Here is an 18,316-nt window from a genome sequence, read left to right as displayed (position 1 = left end):
ATACGGCTCAATTATAATAACCGTATAGAAGCACTATGATTTTTAACCTATCGTCATCAAAAACATTAGTAGCGCTTGCTGTAACCTCTAGCATTATGCTTGCAGGTTGTAGTGCTACCGCCAATACCTCTTCATCACAGCAAAGCGCTTTACCAGCAACTCCCGTTGCTGCGGTTGTAAACACACCTGCTGATGCCGGCTCGCAAAATATTACGCTAGAACAAGCCATGGCAAACCCTGATTGGATAGGCAACCAGCCTAAAAATGCGTACTGGGCAAGTGATTCAGCCACCATTATTTATGCTCAAAAGCAGCAAGGCAGTAACCTAAACGATATTTATAGCCAGCCAATTAACAGCAAAAAAGCGATGCAAGTATCACTTGATAAACTGCATACTGTAGGTGCTTCTAAAGCGGTTTATTCATCAGATAGAACACTTCAAGCTTATACCTTTAAAGGCAATGTATTTGTTAAAAACCTAACAACGGGTGAACTTAAACAAATAACTGCTACCTCAGCTAATGAGTCTAAACCACAGTTTTTAAACAATGGCGATTTAGTTTACCGCCAAGGAAATGTGTTTTTTAAAGTTGATTTAAAAACAGGGCTAAGTACAGAGCTTGCTAACTTAAAATTGGCCGATGAGCCAAAAGGGATACAAGAGCCTACTAGTTACATAGCAAAAGAGCAGCACAAACTGATTGAGTTTGTGGCGCTGCAGCATAAAAACAAACAGGATACGCAAACACGCAATGAGCAAATAAACACGCAAAATAGCTCCATTGCTAACACCGCTTTTTATTTAGGTGATGGCAATGTAATTAAAGAAGCGCAATTATCGCCAAACGGTGATGCTTTAATTGTTGTGCTGCAAAAGCAGCAATCTTGGCGTGATAAAGGCGATATTATGCCTAATTACATCACCGATGATGCCACTATTGAGCCTAAAAAAGTGCGTCGTCGTGTGGCTGATGCAAAAGAGCAAACATCATCTGTGATACACATTAACCTTGTAGATAAAACACAAACGCCACTGAGCTTTGATACACTACCGGGCTTTGATGAAGATGTTTTAGCCGAGGTTAAAAAAGAAAACTACGCGCGTAATGGTAAAACGTATAAATCTAAAAAAGCGCCACGCGGTATTAACTTAATTACTAATTGGGGTTTAAACCAAGCTCCCATAGTGTGGAACGATGACGGCACGCAAGTTGCCATTATGCTAGAGGCGTGGGATAACAAAGACCGCTGGATAGCCACAATCGACTTTGATAAAAACGAGCTTGTGTCGCAGCACCGCCTACATGATGATGCTTGGATAGCCTACGCGTTTAACAATTTTGGCTGGTTACATAATTCAAACACCCTGTATTACTTATCAGAAGAGTCGGGCTATAGTCAGCTTTACAAAAAACCGCTTAACGGCAAAGCAACCGCTTTAACTAGTGGCCAGTTTGAAGTATCGGACATTACGTTAACTCATGATAATAGCGCTATTTATTACAAGGCAAACGTAGAGCTCCCAGGCCTTTACGAAATTTACCGTGTTAATCCACAAACAGGTAAAAACGAGCAAGTGACTGACCTTAACGGTATGACCGACTACACGTTAAGCCCAGACGAAAGTAAATTACTGCTTAAGCACTCTAAAATAACAATGCCAACAGAGCTTTTTGTTGCCGATGCTAAAGCTAACACCACAGCGACACAGCTCACCCATACGGTGTCGGATGAATTTTTAGCTAAAAAGCTCACCGCACCTAAAATTGTTGCCGTGCCATCTAGCCACACAGAGCAACCTATTTATGCCAAGGTGTATTACCCAAGTGACTATGTAGAAGGTGAAACAGGCAAAACCCGTAAAGCGGTTATTTTTAACCACGGAGCAGGGTACTTACAAAACTCACACATGGGTTGGTCTGTGTATTTTCGTGAGTTTATGTTTCATTCATTACTTGCCGATGAAGGTTACATAGTGATGGATATGGATTACCGCGCTTCTAAAGGTTATGGCCGCGATTGGCGTACTGCGATTTATCGCCAAATGGGTACACCTGAAACGCAAGATTTAGCAGATGGCGTTAAATGGATGGCGCAAAACGCAAATGTTGATACTAACGCAGTAGGCACATACGGTGGCTCATACGGCGGGTTTATGACCTTTATGGCGCTATTTACTGCCCCTGAGCTATTTCAATCTGGGGCAGCACTTCGTCCAGTAACCGATTGGGCGCATTACAACACCGCTTACACGGCTAATATTTTAAATCACCCAGATGTAGATCCCGTTGCGTATGAGCGAAGCTCGCCAATTTATTACGCAGAGGGCTTAAACAAGCGCTTATTAATTAACGCCCCTATGGTTGACGATAACGTGTTTTTTCAAGACTCAGTACGTTTAGTACAGCGATTAATTGAACTTGAAAAACAAAACTTTGAAACGGCTATCTTCCCGGTAGAGCCACATGGCTTTGTACAGCCGTCAAGCTGGTTAGATGAATACCGCCGTATTCATAAATTATTTAAAGAAACACTTTAATCTTAAATTTAAAAATTAAAGTATAAAAACAAAAACGCCGCGTTAACTAACGCGGCGTTTTTATTAATATTGGAAAGCTTAATCGCTATTTTTTAAGTATTTAATTGCTAAAGGTATGCTAAGCAATGTGCCACCCACCGCGCCAATTAAGTGCGCATCAATGGCAACGGTTGAATCAATTAATTGGCCAATACTGGCATCGGGGCCGTTTACTTGCTCCATTATTATTTTTATCCACACACCTATAAATAATAAATAACCCGATTTAAGCGACTGGGTAATGTCTTTCACCGCTCCCCAAATAATGACACCATGCAATAGGGCGCTTAACCCCGTGTATATAGATATAGCAGGGCAAAACCATAATACGCCGAGTCCACACCACAGTGCTAAAAAACACACATTAAAGGCATAACGTGCAGGTGATGCGTATTCGCCATGCAGTAACCAAATTAAAAATACGCCTAATGCGTTTAATCCTAAATGCGCCCAGTTAGCATGTACAAATTGACTGGTAAACACTCGCCAAACTTCACCGTTTTCAATGAGCGCTCGGTTAAATTCAAGTAAATTATTTAAATCAAATGCAGCAAAAACAATACTAAAAAGCATCAAAAATAATGGCGGAAGTAAATAACGAGGTTGTAGCGGTAAATTAAGCATTTTATTATGTTTTTTTAGTCAAAATTTTTGCATATTGTGCCCGTTTAACTTTAAGATGCCAAATACAACTACGTAATTAAGTGTTTTTAGTATTTTTATGCATTTTAAACTTAAGTCATTATTTACTATTGGTTTGTTTGCAGTAACGCTGCCAACAATAGCAAAAGAACCTGCAAAATTAGAAATTCGTGAGCCAGAAGCCACCACCTCAATTGTACAAAAACAATTAGTAACTGGTGATCAATACATGGTGGCCGCGGCCAACCCGTATGCCTCACAAGCCGGACAACAGATTTTAGCTAAAGGCGGAAGCGCGGTAGATGCGGCAATTGCAACGCAATTAGTGCTTACCTTAGTTGAGCCACAATCATCGGGCATTGGTGGTGGTACATTTATGATGTACTACAACAAAGCCGATAACCTACTTACAAGCTTTGATGGCCGTGAAACCGCGCCACAAAATGCAGACGAAAACCTGTTTTTAGATAAACACGGTAAAGCCGTTAAGTGGATTGAAGCAGTTGTTGGCGGTCGCTCTGTGGGTGTGCCAGGTATTTTGCATGCCTTTGCAAGTGCACATCAACAATACGGTAAACTTGCGTGGAGCGAGTTATTTAAACCCGCTATTAAACTTGCCGAGCAGGGCTTTGAGGTGTCGCCACGTTTACACGGTTTATTGGCACGCCAATTAAACCCAGGTGTAATGAGTATGCCGGTGATTAACGAGTACTTTTACCCTAATGGCGAATTAATTAAAGCCGGTACGATTAAAAAAAATCAGCCCTTAGCTAATTTATACAAAGACATTGCTAAACAAGGCATTGATGCATTTTATAAAGGCGATAACGCTAAGCAAATGGTAAACGCAGTGCAAAATTCAAAAATTGCACCGGGTACATTAAGCGAATCAGACCTGGCTAATTACAAAAGCAAGCAACGCGACGCGGTATGTATTAAATACCGTGCTTATAATGTGTGCTCTATGGCACCACCGAGCAGTGGTGGTGTAGCGGTATTACAAATTTTAGGCTTGCTTGAACACAAAGACATGAGCGCGCTTAAACCTAATAGCGAAGAGGCAATTCATTACTTTAGCCAAGCCTCACGCATAGCATTTGCCGATCGTAATATGTACATGGGCGACCCTGATTTTACACAAGTGCCTACCAAAGAGCTGTTAAATAAAAAGTACATTGCATCGCGCGCCAAGCTTATTACTGAGCAAGACACAAAAGCAGTTGCAGGTAATCCGGTAGGCTACTTAAGCTACGCAAAAGATGATTCTTTTGAGTTGCCATCAACATCGCATGTATCCATTGTAGATAGCTTTGGTAATGCCGTATCAATGACCAGTTCAATTGAAATGGCATTTGGCTCAACTGTGATGGTTAATGGCTTTATTTTAAATAACCAATTAACCGATTTTGCGCTTTCGCCACGCATTGACGGCAAATTAGTAGCTAACCGCGTTGAGGCGGGCAAACGCCCACGCAGCTCTATGTCGCCGGTAATGGTGTTTAACAACGACGGCAGCTTACGCTTAGTGGTTGGCTCGCCAGGTGGCAGCCGTATCATTGATTACGTAGCGCAAGTGGTTATTGGTGTACTGGATTGGAACTTATCGGCGCAAGAGGCGATTAACCTGCCAAGAACCACCAATCGTAACGATTACACGAGCCTTGAAAAAGGCACCGCACTTGAAGCCATAGCCCCACAATTAACTAAACGCGGCCATGCTGTACGCGTACTTGATTTAAACTCTGGCTTACATGCCGTAGAGGTTAAAAACAATAAATTGTATGGCGGTGCTGATCCGCGCCGTGAAGGGGTTGCTTTGTCGGATTTAACTGACAAAAACGCCACTATCAAATTTTAATTTATGTATAATAGCCATGCAGGCAGTGAAGCCTGCATGTGTTTTCTCTCAATGGTCTGACAAGCTTAATTGTCATTGCAATTTAACCTTTTACAATGATAATGGCAGATCATAACTTAAGACTCCGTTAAAGCCTGGAAATATGACAACTAATACTGATCCTAACTACCTTTATATTCCTTACTCTGGCCCTGGCCTAATTGAAACTCCGCTTTTAAACAAAGGAAGCGCGTTTAGTAAAAAAGAACGCGAAAACTTTAACCTTGCGGGTTTGCTTCCTCCACGTTTTGAAACAATTGAAGAGCAGGTTGAGCGTTGTTATCAGCAGTATTCAAGCTTTAACGATAACTTAAACAAGCATATTTACTTGCGTGCCATTCAAGATAACAACGAAACACTTTACTACCGTTTAGTGCGTGATCATCTTGAAGAAATGATGCCAATTATTTACACGCCAACAGTTGGTGATGCCTGTGAAAAATTCTCAGATATTTACCGCAGTGCACGTGGCTTATTTATTTCTTACGAAGATCGCTATCAAATTGACGACATTCTACGTAACGCCACCAAAGGCAAAGTAAAAGTAATTGTGGTTACCGATGGCGAACGTATTTTAGGCCTAGGCGATCAGGGGATTGGTGGCATGGGTATTCCTATTGGTAAGTTATCACTTTACACAGCGTGTGGTGGTATTAGCCCAGCGTACACATTACCTGTAATGCTTGATGTAGGTACTAACAACGAAAAACTTCTTAATGACCCTATGTACATGGGCGCGCGTCATAAGCGTATTGCGCAAGATGAGTACGATGAGTTTTTAGACTTGTTCATTAAAGCGGTTAAACGTCGCTGGCCAAATGTATTACTGCAGTTTGAAGATTTTGCACAGCCAAACGCTATGCCATTACTTAAACGCTACCGTAACGAAATTTGTAGCTTTAATGATGACATTCAAGGTACTGCAGCAGTAACTGTAGGCTCTTTATTAGCTGCGTGTCGTGTTAAAGGCTCAACCCTTAGCGAGCAAAAAGTGGTATTTGTTGGCGCAGGCTCAGCCGGTTGTGGTATTGCCGAGCAAATTATTAGCCAAATGGTGTTTGAAGGCATTAGCGAAGCACAAGCGCGCAGCCAAGTATTTATGGTTGACCGTTTTGGCCTACTCACTGAAGGCATGGAAGGCTTACGCGATTTCCAACAAGCTCTAGCGCAACCACAAGCTGCATTAAGCGAGTGGACTTACAGCGGCGAATACGCTTCATTATTAGATGTAATGCACTGTGCAGCACCTGATATTTTAATTGGTGTATCGGGTCAACCGGGCTTATTTACCGAGCAAGTTATCCGCGCTATGCACTCAGGCTGTGAACAACCGATTATTTTCCCATTAAGTAATCCATCTAAGCAGGTTGAAGCACACCCAGCTGATGTTATTAAATGGACTGAAGGTAAAGCACTTGTAGCAACGGGTAGCCCATTTGAGCCAGTAGAATTTAATGGTGAAGTGTTCCCAATTCCACAATGTAACAACAGTTATATTTTCCCAGGTATTGGCCTAGGTGTAATTGCAGCAAAAGCAACACGCATTACCGATGCAATGCTGAGTATGTCGAGCGAAATGCTTGCAGAGTCATCACCACGTGCAAACACCGGTAAAGGCAGCTTATTACCTGCACTGACTGAAATTGAAACGTTAAGTAAGCGTATTGCATTTGCAGTGGCTAAAAAAGCAATTGAAGAGGGCGTAGCTCTTGAGATTAGCGATGATGCACTGTGGGCTGCTATTGATAGAAATTACTGGTTACCTAAATACCGTAACTACAAACGTTGCAGCATTTAATTACGCTGAGTAACGTAAAGTAAATAAGGCTGTACGTTGCGTTACAGCTAGTTACAAAAAACAGGCAATTGCCTGTTTTTTTGTGCTTGTTCATTTATTGTTAACCACGTAGGCTCTTTAATGGTGACAACAAAAATACAATGGATAATGCAATGAAAACACACATTCTTTTACTAAGTAGCGCAATTGCCTTAAGTACCTTAAGTGTTGATGCGCATGCAAACTCAACACCTAACGCTCCTCATATTTATGTTAAAGGTGAAGCAACCGTAACCACTATGCCTGACTACGTACAATTAAGCGTAGGCATTGTAGAAATAGATAAAGACCTAATTGATGCTAAAAACAAGGCCGATAAAACCATGGCCAAAGCGATCAAATTAGTAAAAGAGCTTGGCATTAAAGACGGTAATATTAATGCAGGGCATATTTCTATAAATCGCGAAAGCCAATACAACAGAAGCTCTGGCGAGCAAGAGTTTAAAGGCTTTAGAGTGTCGCGCACTTTAAGCGTTAAACTCTCGCAAATCGAAAAATACCCTCAGCTGTTACAAAACCTAGTAAATAACGGCATTAACCAAATAAACCAAACGCAATTTTTAGCGAGCAACTATGAAGAGCTACACAAACAGGCGCAAAAACTGGCCATTCAAGATGCCCGTAAAGCCGCCAAAGAATTAAGTGCCGATTACGGCGTTGAGCTTAAAGGGTTATATACGGCGTCGCTAAGCCCAATGAACGTACCTGCGCAGCCTTATGCTCGCTCAGAAAAAACCATGATGGTGGCAGATAGCGCACCCGGTAATTTTGTTCCTGATGCGTATCATGCTGGAGAAATTAAAGTAACAGCGTCTAGCTATGCGGTTTACTTTATTGACTAGTATGTTAGCAGGTAAAACGAGCCACTAGTTTACCCCCTTGTGGCTTGCTAATACGTGCAATCGCGTTAAGCATGTTGGTAATTTCTTGTCTGTCGTATTCGTTACTTACATGCTCGTTTATGTCATCTACAATGGCATTTAAGTAATTAAATAGGCTGTTTCGGGCTGCATCATTGCCATGCGCTACAAACAATATATTTTTAAATGCCTCTAAAACGTTCGTCATTACATACGCATCGCCTTTTGCGTAATTACGCAGTGGCGTAAAGTTATCGTGCAGTAACTCATCAAAACTGGTTTCGTGTATAAAGAGTAACGGGACTTTGTCGCTGTGTTTAAACGAATAATTTGTATCGTTAAGCGACAGGCGCTCAATTAATAAAATACTCAGCATATCTATCGATTTAACCGCTGTACCGGGGTCGTTAATACCTGGGCTCATTGCTTTAACGGCAATTTCTGAAATTTGCGTTAATCCATAACGGTAATGATCGCTAATGTACTCTTCTATATAAAAAATAAAGCAGTCTAAAATTTTTGCAATAAGTTCTTCGTTGTTAGAAATGTCTTTATCGCATTTTAAAAACGGATAGCCTTTAACGGTAAAGTAACCTTGGTTTACCGAGATATACACCCGAATATTTTCCTCGGCTAATATGGCGCATAACTTATCTGTATGCACCCCTTTGTAATAACCCTCGGTGGTGCTATTAACTGAGTGCCACTGTGTAAAATCTGGAAAGTCAGTGAATGGTTTTTCTGATTGCCTATCAACAATGGCTTTAATTTCGCGTTTAGTTTGGCTAAATAAACCGTTAAGTACATTATCTACTTGAATGGCTTTAGATATTGAATGTATAAAAAATACAAACAAGCCAAGTGATACTAAGCCAAACACCAATGACAGCAGCACCCCAAGCGATGGAATAGCGGTATCGCCACCTTCAAGTTTATTAATATTAATGAGCATAATAATTGAGTAAATTATGCTGCCTAAATAAAAGCCCAATACCATTTGATGCGACTTACGGGTAATAAGCCCAGGTACAACCCGCGGAGATAAACTGGCGCTGGCCGAATTTAAAACCACCATCACCATAGAAAAACTAAACACCGTAAGCGATATAATACTGCCTGCTAGCGTGCTTAAAATGGTGCGGGCATTTTCGGCGCTATCTACCAGCACAACAGATATAAACGCCTTGAGCTGCTCTACAGGCGCTATGTATTCAAGCGACATGGTAATTACAGCAAAAAGTAAAAAACCAACCGAAAGTACAGAAGGGTAAAAGCCAATGCTGTTGATCATTTCACGATAGCGGTCGGCTACTTTGCGAGGGACAAACATAAATTCCTTTCATTGCGTTATAAAATTCAACTAATACACACTGTAGCATAGTTACTAAGTAAACTTATGATTGTGCAAAACTATGTTATTATTGCCAAAAATAAAACAGGACAACACCGTGATAGTTTCTACGTATGCTGCGCTTTTAGCGTTTTATTATATTTACTTGAGTTTTAATGTGATCAAAGTGCGCCGCAGCGAGCAAGTGTCGCTTGGCGATAACGGCAACCCTAAATTACAACGTGCTGTGCGTTCCCATGCTAATTTTATGGAATACGTACCCTTTGCGATTATTTTGCTTTTTTTAGCCGAATACCAAGGCCTTGCCAGCCATTATTGTAATATTTTAGGTGGCGCATTATTAATAGGCCGCGTTTTTCACAATTTAGGCATTGTTGAAAACAACCTTAAGTATCGCCAAATTGGTACCATTGCCACCTTTTTAGTGATGGTTATTAGTGCCTTTTTGTTGCTTGTAACACGCAATAGTTAGTAATAGCTGTTATGAGTAAAATATTTATAATAGGGCTTCCGCGTACAGGCACCACTAGTGTATGCCACGCTTTTTTAGAGTTTGGCATTGCCACGGCGCACACTGCGTACACCTCGCATTGTTTTGAAAACGCCACAGCCATAGCCGATACCCCTGTTTTTAATGACTACCCAGCATTAGATAGCCATTACCCCGGCGCTAAATTTATATATTTAGCGCGCGAAAAAACACCCTGGATTGCCTCAATTAGGCAATTGCTGCTGCGAATGCATACTAATTTAACGCGCCCAGACGGTGGTTTTAATATTCATATAAAGCGCTGTTACTTAACGACCTTTACTGACTTATCGATTGATAATATTAACCAAGATGATTATTTAGCAAAGTGCTACAACACACATTTAGCAAACGCGCGTGAGTATTTTAAGCATCGCAGTAACGACTACTTAGAAATTGATATAGCAAAGCCACAAAGTTTTGCCCTGCTTACTGCGTTTTTAGGCATTAAAAGCGAGCGCACCGACTTTGAAAAAATGAACATAGGCGGCAAAGTGACCGCATGGAACGATATTAAACACCCATTAAAAATTGACTCAACAGCAAAAGGGCGCATAGATAAGCATTTACCTTATATGCGTTAATTTTGCCCTGCGCGGCAAGATTTTTACTATTAAATACGCTAAAATCCCCGCATTATTTTTTAAGTAGTACAAAAAATGTTTGAATTAAAATACAACACCCCCTTTGAATGGACCGAAGCGGTTTTAGCCGACTTTAATACGTTTTTACAAGACCACGCTGCTGCTGAGAAAAAGGCATCGGGCATGGCTATTTCTATGCTGTCTCATTACCCAGACAAACGTAAACTGGTAAAAGCCATGACCGATTTAGCGCTTGAGGAGTTAATCCACTTTAAACAAGTGCTTAAACTGCTTATTGAACGCGATACTAATTTAGGTGATGACAAAAAAGATCCATACATAAAACAAATACGCGCTTTATTTAGACATGGCCGTGATGGATTTTTAATGGATAGATTACTGGTTGGCGGCGTTATTGAAGCCCGCGGCCACGAGCGCTTTTCATTGGTTGCTCAAGCATTACCAGAGGGTAAAGAAAAAGACTTTTATGTGGCGATTGCTAAATCAGAAGAAAAACATAAAAACTTATTTGTAGAGTTAGCGTACGAATACTTTGATAAAGAAGAAGTTGATGTTCGTTTAGAAGAGCTACTAGTCGCTGAAGCTGAAATTTGTAAAAGCATTCCTTTTACTGCCGCACTGCATTAATACTTTTGGCACAAAGCACTGCTTTGTGCCTTCTCTCCTAACTTCATTTGCATTTTGCAAATCAAAATACTAAAGCCGCCTGTGCTCATATCTCCAATCATTTTAATTTATTGAATTTAAAGCTAAATATTTGCTGGTCTTAAACTTGCTCTGTTAAACCAACGCATACTTGAGGACGCGCATATGTTTAAAGCCATTATTTTTGTAATACTTTTTTTACCGTGCTGTGTATACGCCAAGCAAAGCAGTTTAAATTACATAGAAAACGCCAATGGCGATAGAGTAAAAAAAGTATCTCACTTAGTTAAGTGGACTCATACTCGCTTTGTATTTAACCGCGATATAGCACGTGTTGCGCTAGGCCACGAAACCACACTCGATGTAAACGTAGTAAACGGACGCGAGCTGTTAATTTTAGCTAAAAAGTTGGGCCGCACCTCTATGATGGTGTGGTATGACGACAACACATCAGAAACATTTTTACTAGGCGTGACCGAAGACTACAGTGTACTTGAAAATGCCCTTAACGATATTCACCCTAACTTAGCGCTCACCATCGCACCTGATAGACACGCGGTAGTACTACGCGGCGAAGTACCTACGCTTAATTATCGCCATGCAGCCCACGAAGCGGCAAAAAACTATTTATATGCAAGTAGCTCGCAATCGGCGCAACCTGTTATTACCTCTGCGCCTAACCAAGGAATGTTTAATTCTTTAGCGCAGCGTTTACAGGGCATGGGTAATTTAAACAATGGCTTAGCACAAAGCTCAAGTAAAGTAGCGATTATTAACCTTATTAAAGTTACGCAAGCGCCAAAGCCTAAGGAAGCGCGCATAGCGCAGGTGTTAAAATCGATGGGGGCTGACAAAGTAACTGTAAAACGTATTTCGGTTGATGAGTTATCAAACGATGATAACGATGTGTTTATGCTCAGCGGCACAGTTAAAAATCAAATTGAACTGGTGCGTTTGTTAAATACCATCAATAAATTATTTGAACCAGAGCAAGCAAGCCAAGCACCCACTTCGGCACTAGATCCAAACGGGCTTATCAGTAGTGCAACGCAAAACGAAACAAGCGCTATTGAAGTACTCGCAAATGAGTCTGGCGGGTTATTAAATGGCGATTCAGGCCTGACTTTAAGCAATGTAAATTCAAACGTAGCGCGGGCAACTTTGCTTTCGGTGGCTAAAGGTAAAGTGCTATCAAGCATTGAAGTAGAAGACTTACCTCAAGTGAGGGTGTCGGTGCAGCTTTATGAAGTTAATCAGCGCCGCTTAAAGCAATGGCGTCCAGATATTAGTGTGCTTTCGAATGGGTATAACAACGAGCAAGGTTTATTTGGCCTAGAAGGCATGAATGCCCGTGAGTCAGGCTCAGCATCAATAGAAAACGCACTGCAATTAATTGGCGGACAATTAACAAATAACTTGCAGTTATCAACCTCGCAATTTGCCATTGATATGTTGTTTTCTTTGCTAGAGCAAGAGGGAATTTCAAGAACGCTTTCGCGACCTACACTTACCGTACTTGCAGGCGAAAGCGCGGTATTTAAAGTCGGCGGCGAAGTGCCAGTACCTACAAGCTACAGCCCATCTGGCGTTACCAGCGGGCAACAAGGTAACAGCGGTTCAGTGTTTAGTGGTACTGAGTTTAAATCGTTCGGCGTTGAGCTCAATGTTCGTGCTTTAGTGGATGACAAAGACCGCATAACCCTTGATTTAAATCCGGTTATTTCATTGCCAGACACCACACTCACAGCAGAAATAGCACAAAGCACCGGCAGCAGTTTAAACAGCAGTGCATTTAATACGCGCAGCATGCAAACATCTACCCGTTTACAAGATGGGCAACCTTTAATTATTGGTGGCTTAATTAGTACAGATAACAACGCTAGTCACGACTTTGTACCCGATGTAAACGGCGAGAGCCTGTTTGGTAAATTAAGCGAAACAACCAGTAAAAGCGAAAACAACCGCGAGTTGATTATTGTGGTTACCCCTAATTTAGTCCGCGAGCCAGTTAATAATTTACGTGTGTGGCAAACAGTTGATTTAGATAGCCAAATGGCCAGTTTTATAAAGGAGCAAGGGTTATGAAAATAATGTATATCGTTATTTTACTGAGTATATCGGGCTGCGCACATATAGATTATGCGCCCAGTGTAAACCCACATACTGCACTAAGTGATATTGTTACTAAGTATGCACTAAACAGCAGTGATTTAACTTGTGAAGGGGCAAGCGCGGTTAATTGTTTAACCTTAGTGCATGAGCTTAATCAGTTAATGCTTGAGCACCCAAACAATAAGGTTATTTTATCTGTATCAGCTTATGCGCTGTATAAAAGCGGACGTGCTAATCAGGCGCAATCGGTAATAAACAAGCTTCTTAATTTACCTAATCCGCCTTTAAACGCGCTATCTTTAGGTATTAACTTGGCTATTGAGCAAGGTAATTTAGCCAAAGCAAAACAAATTGCCCAATACGCTATTGATGAATTTGGTACTGAGGCTTCACCGTATTTACAAATGGCGTCTATTTATTATGCGCAAGGGCATTACGTTATTGCAGCTAACTATTTAGAGCTTGCCTATAAATTTGGCACGCATAAAAGCCATTATTACTATCACAAAGGGCTAATAGCTGAGGCGACACCTGATAACGCATTGGCGTGTCATTATTATAATGAGGCAATAGGTTTTGATGCGCAGCACAGCCAAGCCACAGCGCGCTACGCGAAACTTTCTGTACTTGGTAATTGTAAAAGTTAAGGCCGCAAGGCCTTTTTATTTTATTAAACTACGCACTCCTTAGTTAAACCCGCTCATAAAAAGTATAAGCAACGTACCTACCTAAACAATTAAAATACCCTTACTCGTCGTTGTTTAAACCTATCTCGCTTTGTGAATAATCCCCAAATAATTGCTCGTCTCTCTTACTTTTAAAAGCTTGCCATAAATGAGTTAACACCTTGCCTTTTAATTAATCTCTGCTTGCGTTTTAACGCACTTTAATAATGATTTGCAAAATGCGAATCATAACAAGGATAAGCAAAGCTTATTTTAAATAATAAAATTAAATCATTGATTTTTAATGATTTAATTAATGGCACGGTCCTCGCTATATATAAAGTGGGCATAAGCTCTAACACATTTAAGGTGATCATTATGAAAACTATGAAAAGCAACTTAAACGGTAAAAAACAACAAGGCTTTGTACTTACTTCTGAGCTAATTATTCTTTCAACTTCTATGGTGGCAGCACTGGTAATTGGTTTATCAACATTACGAGACTCTGTAACCAGCGAGCTTGAAGATGTAGCAGAAGCAATTGGCTCGTTAGATCAAAGCTATGTATTTGATGGCATGATCAACGCCGAAGGCACTGCAGAAATTTCAGGCTCTGGCTATGTTGATGCCGTAGATGTTTACGCAGGCGATGGTAGCTCGTTTACTTTTGTTGCCTCTGACTTTAGTGAAAGTGCTGCACTTATTAATGCAACGCCAAGTGGCGATGCTGCAACACGTACAGCAGCAGGTGGTTCACAAGGTAATTAAAATTATAACTACCTAAATCACACTGCCACAACCGTGTGGCAGTGAAATTTGTCAGGAGGAAATTATGAAAAGTAAAAATAATAAAGGGGCGACTACCGCTGCACTCACCTTACTTATCACCTCTGGCATGTTGGCCTCAGCGCTTGGCATCAGACAAGTAAACGAACAAGACTTAGTTACTGCCTGGGTGGTAAATAAAAATATGTCGGCGGGGCAAGTAGTGAGTGTGCACGACATTGCCCAAAAAGATGTAAATCCCAGTAACTATGCAAATATGGCGCTAAGTATACAAAATCCCCGCGCTTTTATTGGTAAGCAATTAGCCACTAATAAAATGGGTGAACAACCACTATTTGAAACAGATTTTATGCAGGTTAAAAGCCAAAATTTATCAGAGGCGATCCCCGCAGGCAGAGTACTTTATACATTAAAATTAACCACTTTAGATATTCCATTATCGCGGGTGCACAAAGGCGACCGCTTAGATATTGTTGCTAAAACAAACCGGCTTGTAAGAACCGTTGCGCGCGATGTGCAGCTTATTGGTATTTCAAAGAGTCCTGGCAGTAAAGCGCGAAAAAATGGCGTGATGGACAGCCTAGCAAAAAAAGAGCCGGCAACCAGCGCGGGTGTGTCATTAGTGTTGGCTGTACTTCCTAAAGATGTGTATTCGTTAGCCGCAATTGATACCCAAGATAAGGTATCGATAATTGTGCACAGCGCTTATGACATTGAACAAGGTCGCTTACAAAATTTCTCCCAATTACAAACTAGCCGAACAATTCAAGTGGTTAAAGGCGTTAAAAACCAAGCTGTTTATGTAGCTAAGTGAGGCGCTATGTTTAATTTATCAAGTAAACCAGAGTCTGTAGAAACCAATTTAAATACCTTTGAATCACTTAAAAAAATTCTCCACGATGCGGTAATTGAAGAGTACGAGCAAGACCCAAGTGCTTTACTGAATGATGCGCTGCTTGAAAAAATATCTGCCCTTTGCAGCGATATTGACGAATTTGCACAATCATCATTTAACAGCCATCAACAAGCTCAAGTAGTACAAGCCGTTTACGACGAAATACAAGGTTTAGGACCAATAGCGCAATTTATGCTGGATGACCAAGTAAGCGATATTTTAATTAACGATACGCAAAATATTTGGATAGATAAGCAAGGTAAATTGCTATGTACAGCCAGTAAGTTTGACGATGAACGTCACTTACGTCGTTTTGTTGATAGATTACTTGATAGTTGCGCTCGACAAGTTAACGCTCTGACTCCCATTGTAGATGGCAAACTAAAAGATGGCAGCAGGGTACATATTGTAGTGCCACCGGCATGCACCAGTGCTGCTATTGTTTCGATTAGAAAATTTAACCACAAAAAAATTAACGATGATTTTTTAATCGACAATAAGTTTTTAAGCAAAAACTGCCTCACTTTTTTAAAAACCGCGGTGGCCTTAGGGGTTAATATTTTAGTATGTGGAAATGCCGGCGCAGGCAAAACCACCTTATTAAATGTACTGGCTAATTCAATAAATACTAACGAGCGGGTAGTAACTATAGAAGAAAGTGCAGAGCTAAATTTGCACCATAATCATGTGGTGCAATTAGAGGCGCATGACACCAACAGCGATGGCAAAGGCGCCGTTACCCTGCGTGATTTAGTAAAAGCGGCACTAAGAATGCGCGCCGATAGAATACTTGTAGGCGAAGTACGCGCAGGGGAAGTAATAGACATGCTGCAAGCCATGAATTGCGGCCACCAAGGCTCAATGACCACCGTACATGCTAATAGTGCAAGCGATGCGGTAACCCGATTATCAACGCTAGTGCAATTACATAACGCGCAGCTAAGCGACACCCACACCAGCGCATTAATTGCATCAAGCATTCAGTTAATTGTACATGTTTCTAGAAATACAAACGGTGTAAGAACCCTAAAAAGTATTGGCGAAATAAAGCGAGTAGACGCACGTGCGCAATACTCTGCGCTGTATAGCGTAAGTGATACTGAGCAAGTAAATGAAGAGGCAATTAGTACCTCAAGCGTGGTGAGCTTTATGCAAAGCCAAGGTGCCAATACAAACGAAATAAGTGCATTACTGCAACCGGCCAGGGAGCGTAATTATGAATAAGCTTGATTACTTACTGGCCATAGCAAGTGTTATGTCATTTACCTTAGCACTGAGTGTTTTTATAACACTTAAAGTAAAAACACACGCTACAAATACTAAGCACGAGGTCGATGTACTCGAAGAAAAAGACATTATCACAGTGTCACTGCGGGTACTTGGGATTAACATCAGTAATGCTTTATTTATAAGCGTTGCTTGCTCGCTTGCCACCAGTACTTGGTATGTTGCACAGTACTTTTATCCTCAAGCAACTACGAGTGCATTAATCGTTTCTTTGGTTGTATTTATAACCTGCTTTATTGTGATTATTGATTTAGCGCACTATAAATTAGCCAAGTTTGAGCACTTATTTTTAGAGTACATAGAAACCGTACAATCGTGTTTAAGTACTGGGCTTTCACTTGTTCAGGCTATGCAATTTGCCGACGAACACGCCGATAAATACATTAAACCGCAAAGTCATTTATTACTGCAGCGCTTAAATATGGGCAGTGATATACAAAGCTCGTTTGCCCCTTTAATTAAACGCTACAACTGTGAAACCGTGCGGTTATTTGCACATAGCATAATTACTCATACACAAAGCCAGTGCGATTTAACTGACATGCTTAAAAGTGTATGCAAAATGATGTCGTTAAGAACGCTAGATCGCCAGCAGCTCAAAGCTAAGCTTTCTGGTACTAAATACGCTGCGCTGTTTAGTGGCGTTTTACCCTACGCTTTAGTGCCTTTATTTAATTACACCGATCCAACCTGGTTCGATCCGCTATTAAATAACCCCAATGGCATGGCCTTTCTTACCGTTGCTGTGCTTTGCCAGTTATTTGGCTTTTTATGGCTTCGCCTAAGCTTGAGGGTAACGCTATGATAGACCTATTTTTATTTGTTGGCTTATTGGTGAGTATGGGTGCATTTATCCATATTCAAAAGCAGTCATTAAAGGCTGAGGTTCAGCAACCTATCAAAACCAATATAAATTGGTATCCATTAATTGTTATTTCAAAAAGCCAATTTAGACAGGCAGGGTACCAGTTAAATAAAATTTTATTGAGCATGTACTGCTTTAAAATGGCCGCCACATTTTGTGCTTATACTGCCATAGAGATCACTGGTTATGTATTAAGTACACCGCTTGTAGCCATTATCTGTTTTATTAGCTTTTTTGCGCCTGATATGTGGTTTTTATTTAAAAAAGGCCAGCGTAAAGTACAAATAAACAATAGCTTAGAGTTTTTTTTAAGTGTGCTGTTAGTGTATATGCGCGCTGGCTTTTCGCTAGAGCGCGCATTCGCTTTAGCGGTTGATCATGGTTTAAGTAAAAAACACCCTTTATATAAAGAGCTTAAACTATTTTTGTTTGAGCTCAGTGCCGGTAAAGACCGCGAAACAGCCTTTAATTCGTTATATGACAGAACAGGGGTTTCGAGTTTAAAAAAATTAGCTAATTTAATGCTTATTGGCTTTAAGCTTGGCACCCCATTAATACAGGCGGTTGAGTCACAATTAGAAAGCTTTGCGCTTAAAAAAAATATTTTATTAGCTAAAAAAGTAAATAAAAAAGCATTGCATACCACCTTTCCCATTATCTTAATTTGTTTTCCTATGTTTTTAGTACTGGTGTTTTTTCCTGCGGCGCTGCAGGTAATGAATGTACTAAAAATGCTGGTTGAAGTGCTATAGGAGCGCTTT

16 protein-coding genes are annotated in these 18,316 nt (G+C 40.7%); 14 read left to right on the top strand and 2 right to left on the bottom strand.

All coding sequences use genetic code 11. The features are described from left to right. The first annotated feature begins 35 nt into the window (after window positions 1-35). Window positions 36-2,540 carry a S9 family peptidase gene (locus PSH48_RS02700; protein ID WP_273610848.1) on the top strand — a complete coding sequence of 835 codons (2,505 nt, stop codon included), beginning with the start codon at window positions 36-38 and terminating at the stop codon, window positions 2,538-2,540. Between the two features lie 78 nt (window positions 2,541-2,618). Here the strand turns inward: PSH48_RS02700 and rrtA are convergent, their stop codons facing one another. After that, window positions 2,619-3,203 carry a rhombosortase gene (rrtA, locus tag PSH48_RS02695; protein WP_273610847.1) on the bottom strand — a complete coding sequence of 195 codons (585 nt, stop codon included), beginning with the start codon at window positions 3,201-3,203 and terminating at the stop codon, window positions 2,619-2,621. A gap of 97 nt (window positions 3,204-3,300) precedes the next feature. Here rrtA and ggt point away from each other — a divergent pair, with 97 nt between their 5' ends. The 3 genes from ggt (at window position 3,301) to PSH48_RS02680 (ending at window position 7,797) form a co-directional block, all read left to right on the top strand. Further along, window positions 3,301-5,079, top strand: a complete 1,779-nt coding sequence (gene ggt / locus PSH48_RS02690) for a gamma-glutamyltransferase (RefSeq protein ID WP_004586603.1) — start codon at window positions 3,301-3,303, stop codon at window positions 5,077-5,079. 142 nt (window positions 5,080-5,221) lie between these two features. Continuing rightward, window positions 5,222-6,916, top strand: a complete 1,695-nt coding sequence (locus tag PSH48_RS02685) for an NAD-dependent malic enzyme (protein WP_004586602.1) — start codon at window positions 5,222-5,224, stop codon at window positions 6,914-6,916. Window positions 6,917-7,068: 152 nt separating this feature from the next. Beyond that, window positions 7,069-7,797, top strand: coding sequence for an SIMPL domain-containing protein (locus PSH48_RS02680; protein ID WP_004586601.1), 729 nt, complete (start codon window positions 7,069-7,071; stop codon window positions 7,795-7,797). A 4-nt stretch (window positions 7,798-7,801) separates the two neighbouring features. Here PSH48_RS02680 and PSH48_RS02675 read toward each other — a convergent pair whose 3' ends face one another. Continuing rightward, window positions 7,802-9,145: a DUF2254 domain-containing protein gene (locus tag PSH48_RS02675; protein ID WP_273610846.1), complete on the bottom strand. Its 1,344-nt coding sequence runs from the start codon at window positions 9,143-9,145 to the stop codon at window positions 7,802-7,804. Between the two features lie 118 nt (window positions 9,146-9,263). Here PSH48_RS02675 and PSH48_RS02670 point away from each other — a divergent pair, with 118 nt between their 5' ends. The 10 genes from PSH48_RS02670 to PSH48_RS02625 all read left to right on the top strand — a co-directional run bounded on the left by PSH48_RS02670 (window position 9,264) and on the right by PSH48_RS02625 (window position 18,307). After that, the gene (locus PSH48_RS02670; protein ID WP_248530871.1) at window positions 9,264-9,638 is read left to right on the top strand and encodes an MAPEG family protein; all 375 of its coding nucleotides are present in this window, start codon (window positions 9,264-9,266) and stop codon (window positions 9,636-9,638) included. A gap of 11 nt (window positions 9,639-9,649) precedes the next feature. Then, the gene (locus PSH48_RS02665; RefSeq protein ID WP_273610845.1) at window positions 9,650-10,279 is read left to right on the top strand and encodes a sulfotransferase; all 630 of its coding nucleotides are present in this window, start codon (window positions 9,650-9,652) and stop codon (window positions 10,277-10,279) included. 75 nt (window positions 10,280-10,354) lie between these two features. Beyond that, a complete protein-coding gene (locus PSH48_RS02660) occupies window positions 10,355-10,927 on the top strand; it encodes a tRNA-(ms[2]io[6]A)-hydroxylase (protein WP_055014789.1) in 573 nt (190 codons plus the stop codon). A gap of 183 nt (window positions 10,928-11,110) precedes the next feature. Next, window positions 11,111-13,030: a pilus assembly protein N-terminal domain-containing protein gene (locus PSH48_RS02655; protein ID WP_273610844.1), complete on the top strand. Its 1,920-nt coding sequence runs from the start codon at window positions 11,111-11,113 to the stop codon at window positions 13,028-13,030. Continuing rightward, on the top strand, window positions 13,027-13,704 hold the full coding sequence (locus PSH48_RS02650) for a tetratricopeptide repeat protein (protein WP_273610843.1): 678 nt from the start codon (window positions 13,027-13,029) through the stop codon (window positions 13,702-13,704). Before PSH48_RS02655 ends, PSH48_RS02650 begins: the two co-directional genes overlap by 4 nt. A 396-nt stretch (window positions 13,705-14,100) precedes the next feature. Next, window positions 14,101-14,490, top strand: a complete 390-nt coding sequence (locus PSH48_RS02645; protein ID WP_024033620.1) for a hypothetical protein — start codon at window positions 14,101-14,103, stop codon at window positions 14,488-14,490. Between the two features lie 64 nt (window positions 14,491-14,554). After that, window positions 14,555-15,322, top strand: coding sequence for a hypothetical protein (locus PSH48_RS02640; RefSeq protein WP_273587258.1), 768 nt, complete (start codon window positions 14,555-14,557; stop codon window positions 15,320-15,322). Between the two features lie 6 nt (window positions 15,323-15,328). Beyond that, window positions 15,329-16,627 (top strand): CpaF family protein, encoded by a 1,299-nt coding sequence (locus tag PSH48_RS02635; RefSeq protein ID WP_273610842.1) that lies wholly within the window; start codon window positions 15,329-15,331, stop codon window positions 16,625-16,627. Further along, complete coding sequence (locus PSH48_RS02630) at window positions 16,620-17,495, top strand: type II secretion system F family protein (RefSeq protein WP_273610841.1); 876 nt, start codon at window positions 16,620-16,622, stop codon at window positions 17,493-17,495. Before PSH48_RS02635 ends, PSH48_RS02630 begins: the two co-directional genes overlap by 8 nt. Then, on the top strand, window positions 17,492-18,307 hold the full coding sequence (locus PSH48_RS02625; RefSeq protein WP_273610840.1) for a type II secretion system F family protein: 816 nt from the start codon (window positions 17,492-17,494) through the stop codon (window positions 18,305-18,307). The genes PSH48_RS02630 and PSH48_RS02625 overlap by 4 nt, the downstream gene beginning before the upstream one ends. The last annotated feature ends 9 nt before the right edge of the window (window positions 18,308-18,316 follow it).

Origin of the sequence: Pseudoalteromonas sp. Angola-4 (genome assembly GCF_028599265.1) — a bacterium.
GTDB classification, from domain to species: domain Bacteria; phylum Pseudomonadota; class Gammaproteobacteria; order Enterobacterales; family Alteromonadaceae; genus Pseudoalteromonas; species Pseudoalteromonas atlantica.
This window is presented reverse-complemented; position numbering and strand designations above follow the sequence as displayed.

Bases quoted from the DNA above. Each gene is read 5' to 3' on its own strand.
- PSH48_RS02700 (WP_273610848.1), top strand. From the start codon at position 36: ATGATTTTTAACCTATCGTCATCAAAAACATTAGTAGCGCTTGCTGTA.
- rrtA (WP_273610847.1), bottom strand. From the start codon at position 3,203: ATGCTTAATTTACCGCTACAACCTCGTTATTTACTTCCGCCATTATTT.
- ggt (WP_004586603.1), top strand. From the start codon at position 3,301: ATGCATTTTAAACTTAAGTCATTATTTACTATTGGTTTGTTTGCAGTA.
- PSH48_RS02685 (WP_004586602.1), top strand. From the start codon at position 5,222: ATGACAACTAATACTGATCCTAACTACCTTTATATTCCTTACTCTGGC.
- PSH48_RS02680 (WP_004586601.1), top strand. From the start codon at position 7,069: ATGAAAACACACATTCTTTTACTAAGTAGCGCAATTGCCTTAAGTACC.
- PSH48_RS02675 (WP_273610846.1), bottom strand. From the start codon at position 9,145: ATGTTTGTCCCTCGCAAAGTAGCCGACCGCTATCGTGAAATGATCAAC.
- PSH48_RS02665 (WP_273610845.1), top strand. From the start codon at position 9,650: ATGAGTAAAATATTTATAATAGGGCTTCCGCGTACAGGCACCACTAGT.
- PSH48_RS02660 (WP_055014789.1), top strand. From the start codon at position 10,355: ATGTTTGAATTAAAATACAACACCCCCTTTGAATGGACCGAAGCGGTT.
- PSH48_RS02655 (WP_273610844.1), top strand. From the start codon at position 11,111: ATGTTTAAAGCCATTATTTTTGTAATACTTTTTTTACCGTGCTGTGTA.
- PSH48_RS02650 (WP_273610843.1), top strand. From the start codon at position 13,027: ATGAAAATAATGTATATCGTTATTTTACTGAGTATATCGGGCTGCGCA.
- PSH48_RS02645 (WP_024033620.1), top strand. From the start codon at position 14,101: ATGAAAACTATGAAAAGCAACTTAAACGGTAAAAAACAACAAGGCTTT.
- PSH48_RS02640 (WP_273587258.1), top strand. From the start codon at position 14,555: ATGAAAAGTAAAAATAATAAAGGGGCGACTACCGCTGCACTCACCTTA.
- PSH48_RS02635 (WP_273610842.1), top strand. From the start codon at position 15,329: ATGTTTAATTTATCAAGTAAACCAGAGTCTGTAGAAACCAATTTAAAT.
- PSH48_RS02630 (WP_273610841.1), top strand. From the start codon at position 16,620: ATGAATAAGCTTGATTACTTACTGGCCATAGCAAGTGTTATGTCATTT.
- PSH48_RS02625 (WP_273610840.1), top strand. From the start codon at position 17,492: ATGATAGACCTATTTTTATTTGTTGGCTTATTGGTGAGTATGGGTGCA.